Annotated in this window: 13 protein-coding genes and 1 pseudogene; 5 read left to right on the forward strand and 9 right to left on the reverse strand. The window is 69.4% G+C overall.

Going from position 1 to position 19,078, the window contains the following annotated elements:
- Nucleotides 1–81: 81 nt before the first annotated feature.
- A complete protein-coding gene (locus CDO81_RS14245) occupies nucleotides 82–2,382 on the reverse strand; it encodes a response regulator (protein WP_088483882.1) in 2,301 nt (766 codons plus the stop codon).
- A 78-nt stretch (nucleotides 2,383–2,460) separates the two neighbouring features.
- Complete coding sequence (locus CDO81_RS14250) at nucleotides 2,461–3,588, reverse strand: AI-2E family transporter (protein WP_158218285.1); 1,128 nt, start codon at nucleotides 3,586–3,588, stop codon at nucleotides 2,461–2,463.
- A gap of 420 nt (nucleotides 3,589–4,008) precedes the next feature.
- Between CDO81_RS14250 and rpoN the strand changes: the two genes are divergently transcribed.
- The 4 genes from rpoN (at nucleotide 4,009) to CDO81_RS14270 (ending at nucleotide 8,870) form a co-directional block, all read left to right on the forward strand.
- The gene (gene rpoN / locus CDO81_RS14255) at nucleotides 4,009–5,469 is read left to right on the forward strand and encodes an RNA polymerase factor sigma-54 (protein ID WP_088483884.1); all 1,461 of its coding nucleotides are present in this window, start codon (nucleotides 4,009–4,011) and stop codon (nucleotides 5,467–5,469) included.
- A 435-nt stretch (nucleotides 5,470–5,904) separates the two neighbouring features.
- Nucleotides 5,905–6,093, forward strand: a complete 189-nt coding sequence (locus CDO81_RS14260; RefSeq protein ID WP_088483885.1) for a CsbD family protein — start codon at nucleotides 5,905–5,907, stop codon at nucleotides 6,091–6,093.
- 89 nt (nucleotides 6,094–6,182) lie between these two features.
- Nucleotides 6,183–6,842: a YiaD family glycine zipper/OmpA-like lipoprotein gene (locus CDO81_RS14265; RefSeq protein WP_088483886.1), complete on the forward strand. Its 660-nt coding sequence runs from the start codon at nucleotides 6,183–6,185 to the stop codon at nucleotides 6,840–6,842.
- A gap of 171 nt (nucleotides 6,843–7,013) precedes the next feature.
- Entirely contained in the window at nucleotides 7,014–8,870 is a 1,857-nt protein-coding gene (locus CDO81_RS14270; RefSeq protein ID WP_144397250.1) for a PAS domain-containing sensor histidine kinase, read from the forward strand.
- Nucleotides 8,871–8,921: 51 nt separating this feature from the next.
- On the opposite strand, the gene CDO81_RS14275 is transcribed toward CDO81_RS14270, so the two are convergent.
- Nucleotides 8,922–10,934, reverse strand: coding sequence for an ATP-binding protein (locus CDO81_RS14275; RefSeq protein WP_144397251.1), 2,013 nt, complete (start codon nucleotides 10,932–10,934; stop codon nucleotides 8,922–8,924).
- A 311-nt stretch (nucleotides 10,935–11,245) separates the two neighbouring features.
- Between CDO81_RS14275 and ligD the strand changes: the two are divergent.
- Nucleotides 11,246–13,542: pseudogene (ligD, locus tag CDO81_RS14280) on the forward strand (DNA ligase D).
- 3 nt (nucleotides 13,543–13,545) lie between these two features.
- Here ligD and CDO81_RS14285 read toward each other — a convergent pair.
- Genes CDO81_RS14285 through CDO81_RS14310 form a run of 6 tightly spaced genes read right to left on the reverse strand, consistent with a single transcriptional unit; the run spans nucleotide 13,546 to nucleotide 19,073 of the window.
- Nucleotides 13,546–14,193, reverse strand: coding sequence for a hypothetical protein (locus tag CDO81_RS14285; RefSeq protein ID WP_158218286.1), 648 nt, complete (start codon nucleotides 14,191–14,193; stop codon nucleotides 13,546–13,548).
- 17 nt (nucleotides 14,194–14,210) lie between these two features.
- The gene (locus tag CDO81_RS14290; RefSeq protein WP_088483890.1) at nucleotides 14,211–15,860 is read right to left on the reverse strand and encodes a putative porin; all 1,650 of its coding nucleotides are present in this window, start codon (nucleotides 15,858–15,860) and stop codon (nucleotides 14,211–14,213) included.
- 20 nt (nucleotides 15,861–15,880) lie between these two features.
- On the reverse strand, nucleotides 15,881–16,561 hold the full coding sequence (locus tag CDO81_RS14295; RefSeq protein WP_088483891.1) for a TonB C-terminal domain-containing protein: 681 nt from the start codon (nucleotides 16,559–16,561) through the stop codon (nucleotides 15,881–15,883).
- Nucleotides 16,561–16,962, reverse strand: coding sequence for an ExbD/TolR family protein (locus tag CDO81_RS14300; RefSeq protein ID WP_088483892.1), 402 nt, complete (start codon nucleotides 16,960–16,962; stop codon nucleotides 16,561–16,563). Before CDO81_RS14300 ends, CDO81_RS14295 begins: the two co-directional genes overlap by 1 nt.
- Before the next feature lie 4 nt (nucleotides 16,963–16,966).
- Nucleotides 16,967–17,380: an ExbD/TolR family protein gene (locus CDO81_RS14305; protein WP_088483893.1), complete on the reverse strand. Its 414-nt coding sequence runs from the start codon at nucleotides 17,378–17,380 to the stop codon at nucleotides 16,967–16,969.
- A gap of 4 nt (nucleotides 17,381–17,384) precedes the next feature.
- Nucleotides 17,385–19,073 carry a DUF2341 domain-containing protein gene (locus tag CDO81_RS14310; protein ID WP_088483894.1) on the reverse strand — a complete coding sequence of 563 codons (1,689 nt, stop codon included), beginning with the start codon at nucleotides 19,071–19,073 and terminating at the stop codon, nucleotides 17,385–17,387.
- Between the last annotated feature and the right edge of the window lie 5 nt (nucleotides 19,074–19,078).

Raw genomic sequence — 19,078 nt, forward strand, 5'->3', positions numbered from 1 at the left:
GGGATGCCGCAACGCCGGGAGCTGGCGATGCCGGCATGTCCAGTCCGCCCACTGGCAGGCGGCATGCCTGCCCGTGGCTCTTCAGGCGTCCTGCTCGGCATGGGCCGCGGCCATCGCCGCGTGAAGCGCGGCAACCAGATCAGCCGGGGAGCAGGGCTTGCGCAGCTGAACGAACTCGCCTTCGGCGATGTCGGCATTGCTGTAGCCGCTGATCAGCACCACCGGCAGCCCGGGGCGCTGGTCGCGCAGATGGCGCGCCAGCGCGACGCCATTCATGGCGCCCGGCATGACGACGTCGGTGAGCACCACATCGGGCGGGCTGCCGGCGTCCAGCACTTGCAGGGCGGCCCGCGCATCTGCAGCGCGCAGCACGCGGGCGCCGTGGCTGCGCAGCAGCTCGGTCGTGACGTCGGCCAGGGACTCGTCGTCTTCCACCAGCAGCACCGTGGCGCCGGCGATGCTGCGTTGACCGGGCGGGGCGGCCATCCCGCTGTCTTCCGTGGCGTCGCCGGGGCGCGCCACCGGCAACAGCAGCGACACGGTCGTGCCCAGGCCCGGCGTGCTCGCCAGGCGGGCCGTACCGCCGGCCTGGGTGGCAAAGCCATAGACCTGGCTCAGCCCCAGCCCGGTGCCCTGGCCGACGCCCTTGGTGGTGAAGAAGGGTTCGAAGGCGTGCTCGACCAGGCTGGGGTCCAGTCCCATGCCATCGTCGCCCACCGTCAGCAGCACGTAGTCGCCCGGCGGCAGGCCTTCGGTGTCGGCGGCGCTGGCGTTGCCGGCGCGCAGCCGCAGCTCGCCACCGGCCGGCATGGCGTCGTGGGCGTTCAGCGCCAGGTTGACGAGGGCCAGATCCAGCTCGTTGGTATCCACCCGCACCGGGCCGATATCGGGCGACACCTTGACGTGGATGTCGATGCTGCGGCCCAGCACGCTGCGCATCAGCGCCTGGACCTCCGGCAGGTAGCGCGCCAGCGACAGCGTCTGCACGCGCACGGGCCGGCGGCCGGCAAAGCGCAGCAGGTGCTGGGTGAGCTGGCTACCCTTGTCCACGGAGCGCTGCACCGCGCCCAGCGGCCCCTGGAGGTCAGGCGCGCAGGGATGGCGCTGCATGAGGTGCATGCTGTTGCTGATGACGCCCAGCAGGTTGTTGAACTCGTGCGCCACGCCGCCCGTCAGGCGACCCAGGGCCACCACGCGCTGGCTTTGGGCGCCACGTTGCTCGACCTGGCGGGTTCGCTCCACGGCTTCGGCCACGCTGCGCTCCAGTTCGGCCCGGGCGGTGGCCATGCTGTGCCCGGCCTCGGCCAGCGCCTCGGCGACGCCGTCGGTCTCGGTCATGCCGGTGGGCCGCGCCTGGACGGGGCGGCCGGCCTGCAGGTCTTGCGCCAGCCGCTTGAGCGCGAGGATGGGGCGCTCGATGCGCCAGGCCACCCACACGGCGCCGGCCATGGCGAGGGCCAGCAACACCAGGGCGCCGACCACCACGCGCCGCACGGCCTGCGGCATGCGGCCGGCGAACTCCTGCCTCGGCATGGCGCTGATGAACGTCCAGCCCAGCGGCGAGGTGCTGAAGTAACCCGCTGTCTGAACGCCATCCAGGGAGACCGACTGGAATGCCCCCTCGCTGGCCTGGGCCATCTTCTGGCGCAGATCGGCGGTGGCGGTCATGCCGACGAAGGCATGACCACCGGGCAGACGGGCCACGATGCGGCCGGCGCTGTCCATGACGGTGCCGATCCAGCCCGCGTGATGCGCCTGAGCTTGCACCAGGCGCTGAAGCTCGGACGGACGCACCGTCACAACGAGGTTGTAGAGCAGCCGGCCGTCCCGCGTGACGGGTTCCACCCAGGCCGCATGCAGCGAGCCCTCGCCCGTGGGCGAGCCTGACAGCGGCTGCAAAGGCAGCATCTGTGCCGTGTCGGCGAGCGTCTCCGGGCCGGCTTCCACGGTGAAGCGACCCTCGGGAAGGCGGGTGCTGATGAGCACGCGGCCTGGCTCGCGCAGCTCCACCCAGCCGTCCATGCCTTGCATCGCCCGGCGCGCCAGTCGCTCGAAGCCCAGGCGGCGGTCGTCGTTCAGCGTGGCAGGATCGTCGTCCAGCGCCGGGGACTGCGCCAGCACATGGGCGATCGCGGCCCGCCGGGCGAGTTCGCCGTCCACGAGCAGCGACAACGCCCGGGCGGTATCGCGCAGCGTGCGCTGGTGGGCATCGCGCTCGGCTTCATACGTGCTGGCGATCAGCCAGGCCACGCCGAGCATGCACGGCAGTACCACCGACAGCACCAGGAGCAGCAGCCGGGAACGGATGCGCACGGGTGTCGCGATGGGGGGCACGGCGGGCGAAGCGGAGTCGGGAGTTGCCACCATGGTGTTGCCGTGCATGCAGACGCTGCGGCCCTGCCTCGGGCCGCGATTCGGTTGTCGGATCGTGCGTATGGGCAAGCGGCGTGCCCGGCGGCTTCAGGTGTAGCGGCTGCGAGGCTTGGGCCTGGGCGGGGCGCGCAGCAGGCTGCGCATCGATGGCGGTGGCGCGCAGTGGTCGCCCTCGAGATAGAAGCGCAGCAGGCGCAGGCTGCGGCGGCGGCGGCTCAGGCTGCGCAGGATGATGAGCAGCGGCACGGCGATGAGCGCTCCGACGATGCCCCAGAGCCACCCCCAGAACAGCACCGACAGGAACACTGACAGGGCGCTCAGCGACAGGCGCTGGCCCACGATGAACGGGCTGACGAGGTTGCTTTCCACGGCATGGATGGCCATGAAAGCCAGCATTGGCCCGAACACCTGTGGTCCGGGGTCGAAGCTGCTGATGCCGGCCAGCAGCAGCATCGCCATCATGGCCATCGGGCCGATGTAGGGAATGAAGCAGAACAGTGCCGCCAGAAAGCCCCACAGTGTCGGGTTTGGCAGGCCGAGCATCCACAAGGCCAGGGTGGTCAGCAGGCCCACGGCGCTGTTGATGAGGGCGAGCGCGCCGATGTAGCGGCTGATCTCGCGCTGCGCTGCGCGCACGCCACCCAGCAGCAGCGCTCGGGTGCGCCGCCGGGGCAGGGCTTCGACCGTGCGCCGCAGCAGCCAGTGCTCGGAGGCCAGCAGGAAGTAGGTCAGGATGACGGTGGCCGAGGCGGAAAGCAGGAACGAAAAGCTGTGAGCCAGCACCAGCCCGGTCAGCGCGACACCTTCGCTGGCGAGCTTGTCCTTCAGCGGGTCCGGCGCTGGCGTGGCAGCGGGCAGGCGGCCGCTGCGCGGCGCAGGAGCCGGTCGCCCGAGCCCGGGCACGGCCTCGCGCAGTTTCTCCAGCTGCTCCAGCAGTTGGGCCACCGTCGTCGGTGCGGCCTCCCACCAGCGTGCGGCGGGGCGGGCGAGCGAGGTGGCGACCGTCAGGGTGCTCAGCAGCAAGGCCAGCACCAACAGAAGCGCACCGACCGATGCCGGTATGCCCTGTCGGTGCAGGGCGCGGACGGCGGGCGCCAGCGCCAGGGTCAACGTCACGGCGATGAGCACGGGCGCCAGCAAGGGGCGGGCCTCGCGAACGGCGAACACCAGCGCGAGCAGGAAGAGCCCCTGCAGCGCCCGCGTGCTGCGTGGCAAGGGCCATGTCGTGGCGTCTTTCGCGGCTGCCCGAGGGGTGTCTGATGGAAGAGCGTCCATCACGCGCGGGATGAGTTCATGGCCGCGCCGACGGCAAACAGCGTGCCTGCCGAAGCCGCCAGAGCCGCTTTCGACACAGAAAAGCCGGCAGTCTTTACCGCAATCGTCGCTGGCGAGCCGCGCGATCGGTAAATCTTGCAGGTTGGTCGAAGCGGCCGTGGGTGTCAGACGGGCGAAGGGCCGCGGTGCAAATCCAGTGCCCGCCCCAGGGCGGCGCCTGCGTTTGTGACGGGATGCGACAAGCCGGGCCGTCCGGCATGGTGGTTGCAATCTGGGGGCTTGGGCCGCGCCGCGCTGCAGTGGGGCGGCGCCCCTGTGAACCCGCCGCCACCGCGCGCAAGAGGAACCCACGTGCCCTCCATGGACCTACGTGCCGATCATCGGCAAACCCAGACCCTGTCTCCCCGACTGCAGCATGCCGTGCGGTTGCTGCAGATGTCCTCCCTCGACTTCGCGGCCATGCTGCGTGACACCCTGGGCCGCAACCCGTTCCTGGAGGTGGACGAAGCCGATGGCAGCGAGCCGGAGCCCGCGACGGGCCCGCTGGCGCCGGGCGAGGTGGCCCCTGCCGCCGCAGCCGGCGACGCCGAACCGCGGCTCGGTGCTGAGATCGACGCTGAGGTCGACGCTGCGGGCCCGCCCGACGACGGCGGTGACCGTGACCTGTGGAACGCCGAGAGCAGCGGCCCGCGCCGCGCCGAGGACGGCGAGGTGAGTGCACTGGACCTGATGGCCGTCGAGACCTCGCTGACTGCACATCTGCACGGTCAACTCAATGTGCTGCCGCTCTCCGCGCGTGACCTGGCGCTGGCCCGCACCATCGTCGAGTCGCTGGACGATGATGGCTATCTGCGCACGCCGCTGGAGGAACTGCAGGAGGTGGCCGCCCTCGATCCGGCCGTGGAAAGCCAGGAGATGCTCATCGCGTTGAAGCGCGTGCAGTCCCTGGACCCGGCGGGGGTGGCGGCGCGCAGCGTGGGCGAATGCCTGCTGCTCCAGCTGCCCGCCATCGACTGCCCCGACATGCGCGGCCTGGCGCGGAGCATCATCACGGACCATCTGGCGGCCCTGGCCGCGCGCGATGTCTCCGGGCTGGCGCGGCAGCTCGGCGAGCCCCCGGCCAGGGTGGAGGCGGTATGCGACCGCATCCGGCGTCTGGACCCGCGCCCGGGCTGGCGCTTCGGTGCTTCGCAGGTGGCGTATGTGGTGCCGGACGTCATCGTGAAGAAGATCCGCGGCGAGTGGAAGGTGCAGCTCAACCCGGCCATCGTGCCCAAGGTCAGGCTCAACCAGGTCTATGCCAATCTGTTCCAGCGTCATCGCACCTCGGGCAATGCCGAGATGAGCGCACATCTGCAAGAGGCGCGCTGGACGCTGCGCAACGTCGAGCAGCGTTTCTCCACCATCCTGGATGTCGCCGAGGCCATCGTGCGTCGCCAGCACAATTTCCTCGACTACGGGGCGATGGCCATGAAGCCGCTCGGCCTGAAGGAGATCGCCGACGAGGTCGGCATCCACGAGAGCACGGTGTCGCGCGTGACGAACAACAAGTACATGGCCACGCCGGTGGGCGTGCTGGAGCTGAAGTACTTCTTCAGCCGCGCGATGATCAGCGCGAACGGCAGTGCCTGCTCGGGCACGGCCATCCGGGGCCTCATCAAGGACATCATCGAGGCTGAGAGCCCCGACGCACCGCTGTCTGACGCCGAGATCACGCGGCAGTTGGCGCAGCAGGGCCTGGTGGTGGCCCGCCGCACCGTCACCAAGTACCGGCAGATGCTGAAGATCGACGCGGTCGAGCGTCGCCGCCGCGTGGCCTGATCGTGGCCAACTGAGCTGAGGGCCGCGCGAGGCGACCCTCGGTTTGGTGTGTTGAGGCCGCCACCCGCGGGCCAGCCGCCGGCCGAGCGGTCAGTGGAAGAAGAGGTAGACCAGCACCAGCACGATGCCCGGAACGCCGAGCAGCCAGGCGAGGATGTATTTGCCCATGAGAGTCTCCTGTGAAGTGGGAAGGTGAGCTGAGCTTCGCCGCCAGCGGTGGGCACAGCCAGCGGACAGCGCCTGTCACTGGCGTAGGAAGAGCGGCGCAGGGTTTGGCAGCGGGGCCTGAGGGCGGGCTCCTGGGCAGGCGTTTCGTAGGACTTGGCCCACTCACGGAGCCGGCTCAGGCTGGCGTGGCGCAGACGGTCGCGCACCTACGCTGACGACAGCCCCTCCGGCAATTCCGCTGCGAGGGCAACCGCAAAGGAGCGATCCATGAACAGCGATCAGATCAAGGGCACCGTGAAGGACATCGCCGGCAAGGCGCAGCGCAAGCTGGGTGAGGCCGTGGGCAGCACCGAGCAGCAGGTCAAGGGTGCCGCGACCCAGGCCGAGGGCAAGCTCCAGAAGGCCGTGGGCAATGCCCGCGAGGCACTGAAGGATGCGGGCAACCGCAAGGCCTGATCAGGCTGAGCTGGGCGCCGCCGTCTGCAGGCGTGCGGCGCCTGCATCCCCCTTTCTTTTCCAATGATTTCCAGCTCGTGAGATTCGCCATGCAAGCCAACGCCACCCCGCTCCGTCATCGCTTCAGCCTCGTCGCGCTCGTCAGCGTCACGTTGGTGGCGACCGGCTGTTCCTCCATGAGTGAACGGGAGCGCGGCACAGCGCAAGGTGCAGGTGCAGGTGCGGTGGCCGGTGCGGTCATCGGCTCAATCACGGGCGGGAGCGCCGGCCGCGGCGCCGTCATCGGCGGCGCAGTGGGCGCGGTGGCGGGCAACCTATGGTCCAAGCGGATGGAGGAAAAGCGCGCTGCATTGGAGCGCGCCAGCGAGGGCACCGGCGTGCAGGTCGCCCGTACCGACGACAACCGACTCAAGCTCAACGTGCCGAGCGACGTGTCCTTCGACACCGGCCGGGCCGACATCAAGCCCCAGATGCGGCCAGTGCTGGACGAGGTCAGCCGCAACCTCGACCCGAACGTGCGACTGACCATCGTGGGTCACACCGACAGCACGGGCAGCGACGCCATCAACGACCCCCTGTCGCGCGAGCGGGCGATGGCCGTGCGCGACTACCTCTCCAGCCTCGGCGTGGCCGCTTCGCGGGTGACGGTGGCGGGGCGAGGCTCCCATGAGCCGGTCGCCAACAATGACACCGACAGCGGCCGGGCGGCCAACCGCCGGGTGGAGATCTTCCTGTCGGAGCAGGGCTGACTGAGGAGGCACGCCGTCCTGCGCCTGGCTTGCACGCCTGGCGCCGCATGTCTGACCTGCACCTGAAGTGCCGATCGCCTTGCGCGAGGCTCGTCTTTGGTGACGATCCCGTGACTCACCGATGATGCTGGCTGCTGCACCGCGACCGAGGTGCGGGCCAGAGGGGTGATCATGGAAGCAGTACAGGCCGCGCTGGACGGCATCGAGCAGCCTGCCTTCGCGGCAGACGGGCAGGGCCAGGTCTGCGCGGTGAACGAGGATTTCGTGGGTTTGCTGTCGATGGACGTGGGCGGCAATCGCCATGCCGCCTGGCAGCAGTGCCTCGGCCCGGAAGGCTTGACGCGCTGGCAGCGAGGGATCGAGGCCGGTGTCGCGTTTGCCGAGGTTTTGCGCCCTTTCCAGGCGCTCGGCCGCTGGCGTTACCGGGCCTCGCCGGTGCTTCGTGATGGCGAGGGCCGCCGGTGCTGGCTCGTGACCCTGGTACGCGAGAGCCTGGACGACCCCCTCGACGACAACCTCATCAAGCTCAGCCTGCATGCCGCGGTGCGCGCCGGCCGCATGGGCTTGTGGGAATGGAACCCCGCCACGGGGGACTGCCTGTGGAGCCCGGAGATGTATGACGTGTTCCGCCTGCCGCGAGGCTCGGGCCTGGAGCCCGGGGAGCGCTTTCTGCACATGATCCACCCCGACGATGCGCCGCGCATCGACGCGGCCGTCGCGGCGGCCGCCGCGCGGGGCGGGATCGACCCCTTCGTGTTCCGCATCCGAGCGGGTGATGGCAGCCAGCGCTGGATCATGAGCTGCTCGCGTACCGAGCGGGCGCCGGGTCAGCCCCTGACCCGCCTCGTGGGCGTCAACTTCGATGTGACGGACACCGTCGAGGCCGAGCAGCGCCTGGACGCCGAACGGCTGGAGCGTGCCCGCCAGGAGCAGATCATGCGGGCTGTGATGGCCTATGCGCCCGTCGGCATCGCGGTTGCGCTGAAAGGGGAGAACGAGCTGGCCTATGTGAGCCGGTTCGGCGCCGAGATGGTGGGGGCCACGCCAGAGCAGTCGCGCACCTGGGGCGCCTGGCAGCTGCGCTGCCCGGACACCAAGGTGCTGGCCCGGGCGCAGGACCTGCCGCTGGCGCGGGCCTGCGAGGGGCAGGTCATCCGTGACGAAGCCTGGCTGATGCAGGCGATGGACGGCCGGCTGATCCCGGTCAACTGCAATGCGGGCCCTATTCACGACGAACAGGGCGCCGTCGTCGGGGGCACGGTCGTCTGGTACGACGTGACGCCCTTCAAGCAGGCGGAGCGTCAGCGCGACCTCTTCCTGGCAGCGGTGTCGCATGAGCTGCGCACGCCGTTGAGCGCGATCCTGGCTTGGGCGGAGACGCTGCAGCGTGGCAGCCGGCCGGACCTGCTGGAGCGCGGGCTGGCCGCCATTGCCCGCAATGTGCTGGTGCAGAGCCGGCTGGTGGATGACCTGCTGGACGTGACCCGCATCGCGGCCGGCAAGATGGCCATGACACCGGCGCAGGAAGACATGGGCCGCATCGTGCGTGCGGCGATCGAGACGGTGTCGCCCATCGCCGCTGCGGCCCAGGTGGTGCTGGCGCAGGACCTGACCGACGCACCGCTGCCCGTGATGGCCGATGAGCTGCGGCTGCGGCAGGCCGTGTGGAACCTGCTGACCAATGCGGTCAAGTTCTCGCGGGCGGGTGGCCTGGTGCAGGTGACGCTGCGCGCCGAGCCGGGGTGGGCGCAGCTGGATGTGACGGACCACGGGGTGGGCATCGAGCCGGCCCAGTTGGCGCATGTGTTCGATCAGTTCTGGCAGGCGGGCTCGCGCGACAGCGGCCGCAGCGAAGGCCTGGGCCTCGGCCTGGCGATTGCCATGCACATCGTGCGGGGGCATCGCGGGGAGCTTCGGGCGCACAGCGACGGCGTGGGTCGTGGCGCTACGTTCACCTTGCGCCTGCCGCTGCATGGCGACAGCGGAGTGCAGCAGTTGTCGGCCGAGGCGATCGGCCGCCTTCCCTGAATCCGGAGGACCGCCGGTTGTCCGGCGGCAGCCTTCATGGCGGTCGGCGGTTCAGGCTGACACGACGTTTGCCGGCGCCACCCTTGCAGCGAGCGCGTTCAGCAACTGGGCGGCGTCGTAGGGCTTGCGCAGCACGGTGAAGCCCTGCGCCGTGGCCTCGGCAGCGGCCGTGCTGTAGGCGCTGGCCAGTACGACCAGCATGTCCGGGTGGGCCTTGCGCAAGCGCAAGGCCAGTTCCACACCGTCGGCCGTGCCCGCCATGACGATGTCCGACAGCACCACGTCAGGACGCAGCCCACCTTCGATGAGCGCCCAGGCCCCAGCCACGCCGTTGGCTGTTGTCACGACCATGCCGTTCAGCGTCAGCAGCCCGGAGGTGGACTCCAGCACGTCCTGGTTGTCGTCTACCAGCAGCACGAGGCGGCCGGCGACGGCGGGTAGCGGGCTGCCCTCTTGAGATGCCTTTGCTGGTGCAGTCGTCTCGACGTGGCGGGGAAATGACAGCCGTACGGTCGTGCCGGCGCCGACTTCACTGGTCAGCAGAACCTCGGCTCCGCTGGCCTTGGCGAAGGCATAGACCTGCGACAGCCCCAGGCCGCTGCCCTTGCCCGGCGGCTTGGTGGTGAAGAAGGGCTCGAACACCCGCTCCTGCACGGCCGGTGGGATGCCGGCACCCGGGTCCTGGACTTCAAGCGCGACGCGGTCGGGCGTGCCACCCACGCCCGGCAGGTTGAATGCGCGTACGTGCAGCAGGCCGTCACCACTCATCGCATCACGGGCGTTGGTCAGCAGGTTGGCCAGCGCGGTTTCGAGCTCGCTGGGGTCCAGCTTCACGGGCCATGTGTCGTGAGCCACCTCGAGTTGCACCGTGATGCCCGCGCCAAGGACGGAGCGGAAGAAGTTGACGAACTCCGGGACCTGCGCCGACATCAGCACCACCTGGGGCTGCAGCTGCCGCCGCCCGGCGAAGGCCAGCAGCTGGCGCGTCAGGTGTTCAGTCTTGCGCACATTGCGCTGAACGACCTCGACGTCAGACTCAGCCGGCTGGCCCAGCCGCCGCTTCAGGATTTCGGCCCGCACCGCGATGACCTGCAGGTAGTTGTTGATGTCATGGGCCAGTCCTGCGGCGAGCTGGCCCACCGCTTCCAGCTTTTGCGACTGCACCATCATCCGCTCGGCCCGCTCGCGGTGCTGCATCTCGGCTTGCAGGGCATCGGTGCGGCGGCTGAGCTCCACGACCAGGCTGTCCAGCCGGGCCTGCACTTCGCGATAGTGCGCAGCGAGTAGCGCAAGCATGGCGGCGCTCGCCATCAGCCCCTCGGCTCGTGCCCCGTACCAGGCCAGGGTGTAGCGCCCCCCGCTGCGTGTACTCAGCCAGACGCCGGTTGCCTCGGCCAGCAGCACCAACACCAGCCACAGATACAGCGAGCGGCCGGCAAGCCGACGATGCAGGATGAGGCCCAGGGCGACCGCACAGAACACGCCGCCGAGGTTTGCGCCCAGGTTGCTGATGCTGCTGAACTGAGGCCCCGCTGGACCGGGGACCAGCGCCTGCACATCGCCGGCCGCCAGCGCGACGGCGGCACTCAGAAAGGCTGCCGACAAAGCAACCAGGATGGGGCTGATGCCGGGCTTCGGGCTACTGATGCGCGGCGCCGGTTCATTCAGCAAAGCCCAGACGACAAAGAGCGGGAACCCCGCACGCCAAGCGATGAACAGCCAGCTGACCGAATTGCCCGTGCCGAGCACCGAGCCTTCGGGCAGCAGCGCGCCCGGGAAGGTCAGGACATGCAGCACGGCCATCAGGCCGGCGAACAAATACGCCGACGCGATGATGCGCAAGGGTCGTGAAGGGCGCGGCGCTGACAGCAGCAACCAGAAGGTCGCAAAGTTGATCATCGCAGCCGCCGCGCCATAGATGCCGGAAACATGCGGCATTGCCGGCAGCTTGACCGACGCCACCGGCAAGGCCGCCACGGCGGAGAGGCAGACGGCAACGCATAACGCCGCCACTGCGCGCCGCTGACGCGGAGAGGCCTGCTGGTGAACGACGTCGAAGGGCACGGGCAGTTGGTGTGGGATCGGAGCGCTTGCATTGTGCCCAGTGGAACGCGCCGCTCCCAGATCGGCCGCTTGTCTGACACGCGGCTCGCGCGGGCTGACCCATCGTCACCGCCATGACCACCTCCTCTCGCCGGGTGACGGCGTCTGACGCGCCGCTTGCCCGCTACAACGCCAAGCGCGATTTCGGCGTGACAGCCGAGCCTGAGGGGCGGCTCGCCCGCGCCCGCACGGTGGCGTCGCTGCGTTTCGTGATCCAGAAGCACTGGGCTTCGCGGTTGCACTACGACTTCTGGCTGGAACTCGACGGCGTCATGCTGAGCTGGGCCGTGCCAAGGGCCCCAGCCTGGACCCGGCGCACAAGCGCATGGCGGTGCGGGTGGAGGACCATCCGCTGAGCTACCGGAGTTTCGAGGGCGGCATTCCAGCCGGCCACTACGGCGCCGGGCGCGTCATCGTCTGGGACCAGGGCTATTGGCGGCCGCTCGGGGACCCGCGCGACGGCCTCGCCCGCGGCAAGCTGACCTTCGAGCTGGAGGGGGAGAAGCTGCGCGGGGCGTGGGAGCTGATCCGCACATTGCGGCCGGGCTCGTCCAAGCAGGAGACATGGCTGCTGATCAAGCGCCGCGGTGATGCCGCGGTGCGGCCCAGCGACGAGTTCGACGTGATCACCGCGATGCCCGACAGTGTGTTGTCTCCGGCACCCGGGAGGCCGAGACGAGCCGCCAGACCGGGCAGCGCGCGCCGTGCAGCCCTGCCGGCGCGGCTCGATCTGCAGCTGGCGACGCTGGCGGCCGAACCTCCGGCCGGTGGGGACTGGGTGGTCGAGCACAAGCTGGATGGCTACCGCATCGCGGCCCGCGTGCAGCGCGGCCGTGTGGCGCTCTTCACGCGCGCGGGGCACGACTGGACCGATCGTCTGCGTCCCCTGGCCGAGGCGCTTGAGGCACTGAAGCTGCCGCCTGCCTGGCTGGATGGCGAGGTCGTGGCCTTGAATGAACACGGCCTGCCGGACTTCAACCGGCTGCAAAACGCCATCGACAACGCCCACACGGGCGAATTGGTGTTCTTCCTGTTCGACCTGCCATTCGTGAACGGCCAGGACCTGCGCGAGGTGCCGCTGCGAGCGCGTCGGGGGCAATTGCAGGCGCTGCTGGCGGCACGAGAAACGCAGCAGCTTCGCTTCAGCGAGGCGCTGCCCGCGTCACCCGCCGAGGCGCTGGCCGCGGCTTGCCGCCTGGGGTTGGAGGGCGTGATGCTCAAGCGGGCCGACAGCCCGTACGTGGGTCGTCGCTCCGACAGCTGGCTCAAGCTGAAGTGTCAGCAGCGCCAGGAGTTCATCGTCATCGGCTTCACCGATCGGCGTGATGCACCGGAGGAAGTCGGCGCGCTGCTGTTGGCTTACCACGAAGCGGGGGAACTGAAGTCGGCCGGTGCGGTGGGCACCGGCTGGTCGGCGGCACAGGGGCGGGCGTTGCACCGGCAGCTGGCCCGGCAGGAGACCGCCGAGCCTGCTACGGTGGCCACCCCGGGCAACCGCTGGTCGCGGCGGGCGCCGGGCAGTGAGCGCTGGGTCAAGCCGGAGATGGTGGTGGAGGTGGCCTTCGGCGGCTGGGCACCGGAGGGGCGCATCCGCCATGCGGTGTTCCGGGGTGTACGCGCAGACAAGGCGCCAGCGGGGGTGCAGCGGGAGGCCGCGCAGCCCGTGCGGGCGGCCTCGACGAGCGCTGGGGGCCGGGTGACGGCGCCGGTCGTCATCACGCATCCCGATCGTGTCGTTGATGCCACGTCCGGCCTGCGCAAGATCGATGTGGTGCGCTATCTCGAGAGCGTGGCCGATCGCATGCTGCCGCATCTGCGCCAGCGGCCGGTGTCGCTGGTGCGGGCGCCGCAGGGCGTGGCCGGGCAGCAGTTCTTCCAGAAGCACGCCGAGGCGCCGATGGCCGGCGTGAGGGTGCTGGACGCTGAGCGCTGGCCGGGGCATGCGCCTCTGCTCGTGGTCAGCCGGGCCGAGGGGCTGGTCGAGGCCGCGCAGCTCAATGTCATCGAGTTCCACACCTGGAATGCCACCACGCGCCAGCTGCGCCGGCCGGACCGGGTCGTGTTCGACCTGGACCCCGGCGAGGGCGTGCCCTGGTCGCAGGTCAAGGAGGCGGCGCTGTTGATGCGAACCCTGCTCGAGGAACTCGGCCTGCGCGGCTGGCTCAAGACCAGCGGCGGCAAAGGCTTGCACGTGGTGGTGCCGCTGCAGGCGCGGCGCGAGGACGACGAGGTCAAGGCGTTCGCCAAGGCGGTGACCCTGCACATGGCCCGCACGCTGCCCCAGCGCTTCGTGGCCAAGAGCGGGCCGGCCAATCGCGTGGGTCGCATCTTCATCGACTAACTCCGCAATGGCGAGGGCCAGACCACCGTCGCCGCGTTCTCGCCGCGCGCACGGCCCGGCATGGGCGTGTCCATGCCCATCGACTGGGCCCAGCTGGCGGAGCTGAAGAGCGCCGCCCAGTGGACCGTGCGCACCGCGCGCGAGTATCTGTCGCTGGTGCCGGACGATCCCTGGGCCGACTATTGGCGCGCGCGCCAGGCGATCAAGCGCTGGCCGCCGCAGGACTGAAACTCAGCGGGCTTCGGCACCGGGGCGTACCAGTCGCTTGGCGGCCAATTCGGCGCGCAGGGCCTCGGCCTGGTCCTCCAGGCGGACGGCGGTCAGGCCCAGCACCGGGTCTTGTTGCAGCGCCTGTTCGAGCGGGCTGCGCTGGCTCAGGCGTTGCACCAGTTGCTGGCCCAGGGTGTAGAGCTGGTGGTTCTTGCCCTCGGCATCGGCCAGCGCCTGGGTGCTGCGCTCCAGCAACTGAGCCAGGGCCTGGTTGGCTTGCAGCAGCGCACTGCCGTCCTGGCGTGCCGCCAGCAACTGGCGTTGCAGGGTCTGCTCCCGTTCGGTGGCTCGAGCCTCGGTGTCGCGCTGCGCGCCCTGTGCGGCCTGCAGCTGCGACCGCAGGGTCTCGACTTCGGTTTCGCGTGCCTTCAGGCGTGCCGCAGTGCCAGCCATCTGGGCCCTGGCGCTGGCAGCTTCCTGGCGTGAGCTGGCGGCGGCTGCTTCGGCCTTGGTTTTGTCGGCGCTCAGGCTGGCCTGTTGCTCCTGGGCGGTGCGCAGGGCGGCCTGGGCGCGGCGCAGGGCTTCGCGTTCCCTGGAGGGCTTGCCCTCCTGGGCCTGCACGCCCGACACGAGCAGGGCTGAGAGCAGCAGCGCCGAAAGCGGCAGCATGGCAAGGCCCCTCATGGTCAGAACCTCACGTTCAGGTCGAGCTGGAACACGTCGATGCGAAGCGGCGCGCTGCTCAGGTTGCCGCTGAGCGAGGTCGGGTCACCGGGCACGGCGAGGAAGCGCACGCCGTCATCGAGGTTGCGAGTGCTGGTCCAGCGCGCGCCCAGCCAGAAATTGTGGTCCAGACCGTAGTTGCCGCCCAGGCTCCAGCCCTTGTAGTTGGTGCCGCCCAGATGCCAGGTGGTGTCTGTGAAGCCGTCCACCCAGGCGTCGCGTTCCACCAGGCGCAGCGCAGCGAAGGCCTGCCAGTCGCCCCGCCGGGCGAGCTTGGGCGCGCCGGCCTGCACGCGGAGTTGGGCTGCCTTGGTCTTGTCGCGCAGGTCTGGCAGGGGGATGCCGGCGCGGGCTTGGATGTCCTGCAGGTTGAAGCCGGTGTTCTTGATGAAGTCTGCCGTGATGTTCAGCGGCACCGGCAGCAGCTCGGTGAGCTGGAGGCCGAGGGTCAGGTCCATCGGCTTGAAGCGCGAGGCCAGGCCCCAGGTGGGGGCGGCGGTGCTGGTCGGGTCGTTGATGTTGATCAGGGTGTTGCCCTTCAGGCGCAGGCTGCTGGCGTACTGCGAAGCAAAGTAGTTGGTCGCCCCGTTGCGCGGGCCGCTGGGCGGCGGTGCGGCTTCACGCCGACCTTCGATGTGGCGGAACTGGTAGCCCGCCAAGCCGATCTTGAACTGGACGCCACGCGCGAGCGCCAACTCGCCGCCGACCTGGGCGCCCAGCAGCCACTTGTCGCGTGTGGCGAGGTTGAGCTCCTCCAGGGGAAACAGGCCCGCGGTGATGAACGCCGAACGTTGTGGCGTGAAGGCATGACTGAGCTTGGCCGCCACGCCGTCGAAGGCGAGGTCTTCGGGCCAGGCGAGGTCCGTGTTGTAGAACGGGTTGGCCATGCGGCCGACATCGGCTGACAGGCCGTTCATGAAGAGTGGCGGCTGCCAGCGGATGTAGGCACGGTCCAGCCCGAGGGTATATCGGTTGAAGTTGTTGCCCAGCGTCTGCGAGGTCGAGGTGGCGCCATTGGCGGTGTTGCCGGTGGCGATGCGCACACCGGCGAGCACCTGGTCGCTGAGCTTGGCGTCCACCTCGAGGCGGCCACGCAGAGTCATGCGTTGGCGGTCGGTGGAGGTGTTGGAGAGGTCGGGCGCCCAGGCGGGCGAGGCGGTCTGCGCGCGGTAGATCTCGGCGGGCAGGTTGTGGTCGTCGAAGAACTCGGCCTGGGCACGTGCGCGGATGTCACCGCTCACGCGGATGCGGCCGATCCAGTCGGGCAGGGCGTCGGGCTGGCCCCAGCGCTCGGTCTTGGCCTGGGCCAGGACTTCAGTCTTGATCTCGTCGCGCATCTGCTGGCGCATCGATTCGGGGACGTAGGGAATCCGCAGTACCTTGGGCGGCTCGGGCTGGACCGTGGCTGCGGCGGCGGGGGCGGCAGCCGTGGCCTGGGCTTGGCGCAAGATGGCCTCGGCCTTGTCGCGCGTCAGCAGGCCTTGGGCCACCAAGGCGTCGATCAGGGCCTGGGTGGTGGCGCGCAGGCGCACCAGCTCTTCCTTGTCGGAATTCTGGGCGCTGGCAGGTGCGGCCACGAGGGCGGCGGTCAGCAGGGCAAAGAGGGGTTTCATGGCGGGATGAAAGGTGGGAATCAGGCTTGGGGCCGCACGCTGAGCCGAAATCGCATGGGCTGAGACAGCGCCAGCGCCGGCGGTGGCGGCAGCTTGAAGAGGCGGCGCGTTTCGTCGAGGGCGGCGCGCAGCGCGGCGTCATGGGCGTCGTTGCCGCTGGAGACGAGTTCGAAGCGTTGAATGCCGCCGTCGCTGGTCAGCCAGACCGAAAAGGTGGCCGTCAGCGCGTCAGCGTCGGACTTGAGATGTTTCTCGATCTCGCTTTGCAGCAACTGACGGGCCGTGTTGGCATAGAAGCGCTCCTGCGCCCGGTCGGCGGCGGTACCGGCGGGGCCTGCGCTGCCGCCCGCGGTGGTCGCGGCTCCGCCCGCGTAGTCGCGCGAGACGCTGCCCGCCGAGAAGGCGCTGGGGCCGTCGCCGGCGGCGCCTTCCATCTTCAGGCTCTCCGCCGGCTTGGGTGCCTCGGGCTGCTTGATCTGCTCTTCACGCAACACCTGCTTGGGCTCGTCTTTGGGCGGCTCGGGTTTCTTCTCGTCTTTGGGTGGCGGAGGGGGTGGGGGCGGTGTGTCGGGCAGGATGGCGATCTTGGCGACCTGGCGCTTGGGGCCTTCGGGCTTGATGCCCTGGACCGCCCACCACACCGCCAGCCCGATCAGCAGGCAGGCGGCAGCAACCAGGGCCTTGGCGTGTTGGGCCTTCATCACGTCCCGATCCGGCTTGTCACCAAGCCCATGTTGACACCCAGCTTGTTGCAGAGGTCGATGACAGCCACGACGCTGGCGTACTGCGTGCGGGCGTCGCCCTTGATCGCTACCGACATCTGCGCATCCCGAGCCTTGGCGGCGCTGAGCTGCGTCTCCAGTTCGGCCAGGCTGACGCCCACGCCGTTCAGCAGCACGCCGCCGTCGGGCATGACCTGCACGATCTTGAGCTCGTGCTTCTCGGTGCTCGGCTTGTTGCTCGGCTTGGGCATGCTGATGTTGAGGCCCTGCACCGAGGCGGTCGTCATCAGGATGAAGACGACGAGCAGCACATAGGCCAGGTCCAGCATCGGCGTGACGTTGATGGTGTCGTAGGGCTTGGCGTCGGTGTTGACTTGCATGGCCTCAGTCCCCCGTGGCCCGCTTGGTGACCAGGCCGATCTCGGTGATGTCCAGCTGCTTGGCCACCTCCAGCACCTGCATGACCTTCTCGTACTGCGCGGCCGCGTCGGCCTTCAGCACCACGGGCAGCGCGGGATTGGCGGCCTTGTACTGGGCCAGGGTCGAGCGCAGCTGTTCCAGATCGACCGGGTAGGCATCCAGGTAGACGCCGCCGTCTGCGGTGATGGTGATGGCGCGCGTCTGCGGCTTGGCGAGGTTGTTGGCGGCCTGCGTGGTGGGTGAGTTGACCTTCACGCCCTGCACCGAGGCCGTCGTGAGGATGATGAACGTCACCAGCAGCACGTAGGCCAGGTCCAGCATCGGCGTGATGTTGATGTCGTCGTAGGGCTGGTTGTCGCCCTTGATGTCGGCAGACATGGCGTCAATGCGAGCCGTACAACTCGGCCACGCGGGTGATGAACTCGTCGATGAAGATCTGCATGTCCGAGGTCGCGTTCTTGATCTGCGCGGCGAGGTAGTTGTAGCCAAACAGCGCCGGTATCGCGACGCCCAGGCCCGCGACGGTGGCCAGCAGCGCTGCGGCGATGCCCGGTGCGATGGCGTTCACGTTGACGTCGCCCGCGGCAGCGATCGCAGCGAAGGTGATCATCACGCCCACCACTGTGCCCAGCAGGCCGAGGAAGGGGCCGCCGGAGATGGCGATCGTCAGCAGCACCATGCCCGAGTTGAGCTGGGCGTTCTCGCGCACATAGTCGGCATCCACCGAAGCCTTGACCGCATCCAGCGATGCGCCCGACAGCGGCTTGGCGCCAGCCTCGCCGACCTTGCGCTTGGCCAGTTCGCGCACGCCCGCCTGATAGAGGCGGTAGATGGGCGACTGCGGATGCGGGGCCTGCTGCTCCAGGTGCAGCAGGTTGTCGCTCGCCTCTCGGAAGCGCAGCACGAAGCTGCGGTTGGCCTTGGCCACGCGGTTGACCAGCAGGCCCTTGCTGACCATGACCCAGGCCGCGATGGCGAACATCACAGCCAGGATGATGATGACCACCCAGGCATCCACCGTCAGGTTCTTGACCAGAATGCCCATGTAGCCGTGGCTCTCGCCGTCGCCGCCGGCGTTGTCCTTGCCTTCGCGGCCGGTGCTCACGAGCTTGCCCTGCGCGCCCTGGGTGCCCACGGCCACGGCCAGCCAGTCGGCGCTGCGCAGGGCGGCGGCCACCTGCACTTCATCCATCAGGCCGCGTGCCCCTTCGCCCAGGCGCAGGTTGCTGCCGAGCGCCGGTGTCGCGAGGTCACCCTGAGCGACCTGGGTGCCGTCGACGAAGAGCGTCGCCTTGCCCAGGCCCAGCCGCAATGCCACATGCGTCCAGCGGCCCGCGGCGATATCGCCACCGCTGACGTCGCCACGGTCGCCGCGCAGCACCAGCTTGCCGCCGCTGAGATTCAGCGTCAGGCCACCCCAGTTCAGCAGTGTGGCGCGCTGCACATCGTCGAGCTTGACCCACAGCCCGGCGGTCAGCTGACTGCCAGCGTCCACCACCGGTTTGTCAGACAGTGCGTAGGTGATGGGCTCGCCAGTCAGGCGGGCGCTGGCCGCCAGCAGCCCGTTGGGCTCGGTACTCAGGCTGCCTTGCGGCTTGACCGCACCGAGCTGGTCGGCGCCGGCGGGCTTGTCGCTGAAGTGCAGCGCGATGACCGTGGCGGCATCAAAGCCCGTCGCGTCGCTCGCCTCGGCCGCCGCCTTGGGATTGCCGCCGTAGACATAGAACACGTTCTTGTCGCTGCCGGGCAGGACCGTTGGGAGTTGCACCCACAGCACGGCCAGTTCGTTGATGCCGTCGAAGCGCTCGACGCTGAATTTCAGCGGCGTCTTGTCGTCGCCTGCCACCACGCGCAGGTCGCTGCCGTCTTCCTTGGCGGCAGCGAAGTCGAAGTTGCCGGAATGCAGCCGCACCGCGACGGTCACGCCGTTGACGGCTTCCCGAGTCTCCAGACCTTGGGACGACGTGTTCAGGGTGATCTTGGTGCGTTCGCTCCAATCGCCGTTCCACCACGCGTGGGCTGTGGCGGGAATGGAGGCGGCGAACAAGAGGGCGGTGAGAGCTTTGCGCATGGAAG

Origin of the sequence: Roseateles puraquae (genome assembly GCF_002205845.1) — a bacterium.
In the GTDB taxonomy this organism is placed as follows: domain Bacteria; phylum Pseudomonadota; class Gammaproteobacteria; order Burkholderiales; family Burkholderiaceae_C; genus Pelomonas; species Pelomonas puraquae.

Excerpts from the sequence above, each read along its gene's own strand:
- CDO81_RS14265 (WP_088483886.1), top strand. The coding sequence starts at position 6,183 with ATGCAAGCCAACGCCACCCCGCTCCGTCATCGCTTCAGCCTCGTCGCG.
- rpoN (WP_088483884.1), top strand. The coding sequence starts at position 4,009 with ATGGACCTACGTGCCGATCATCGGCAAACCCAGACCCTGTCTCCCCGA.
- CDO81_RS14245 (WP_088483882.1), bottom strand. The coding sequence starts at position 2,382 with ATGCACGGCAACACCATGGTGGCAACTCCCGACTCCGCTTCGCCCGCC.
- CDO81_RS14285 (WP_158218286.1), bottom strand. The coding sequence starts at position 14,193 with ATGCTGCCGCTTTCGGCGCTGCTGCTCTCAGCCCTGCTCGTGTCGGGC.
- CDO81_RS14270 (WP_144397250.1), top strand. The coding sequence starts at position 7,014 with ATGGAAGCAGTACAGGCCGCGCTGGACGGCATCGAGCAGCCTGCCTTC.
- CDO81_RS14300 (WP_088483892.1), bottom strand. The coding sequence starts at position 16,962 with ATGCAAGTCAACACCGACGCCAAGCCCTACGACACCATCAACGTCACG.
- CDO81_RS14310 (WP_088483894.1), bottom strand. The coding sequence starts at position 19,073 with ATGCGCAAAGCTCTCACCGCCCTCTTGTTCGCCGCCTCCATTCCCGCC.
- CDO81_RS14305 (WP_088483893.1), bottom strand. The coding sequence starts at position 17,380 with ATGTCTGCCGACATCAAGGGCGACAACCAGCCCTACGACGACATCAAC.
- CDO81_RS14260 (WP_088483885.1), top strand. The coding sequence starts at position 5,905 with ATGAACAGCGATCAGATCAAGGGCACCGTGAAGGACATCGCCGGCAAG.
- CDO81_RS14295 (WP_088483891.1), bottom strand. The coding sequence starts at position 16,561 with ATGAAGGCCCAACACGCCAAGGCCCTGGTTGCTGCCGCCTGCCTGCTG.
- CDO81_RS14290 (WP_088483890.1), bottom strand. The coding sequence starts at position 15,860 with ATGAAACCCCTCTTTGCCCTGCTGACCGCCGCCCTCGTGGCCGCACCT.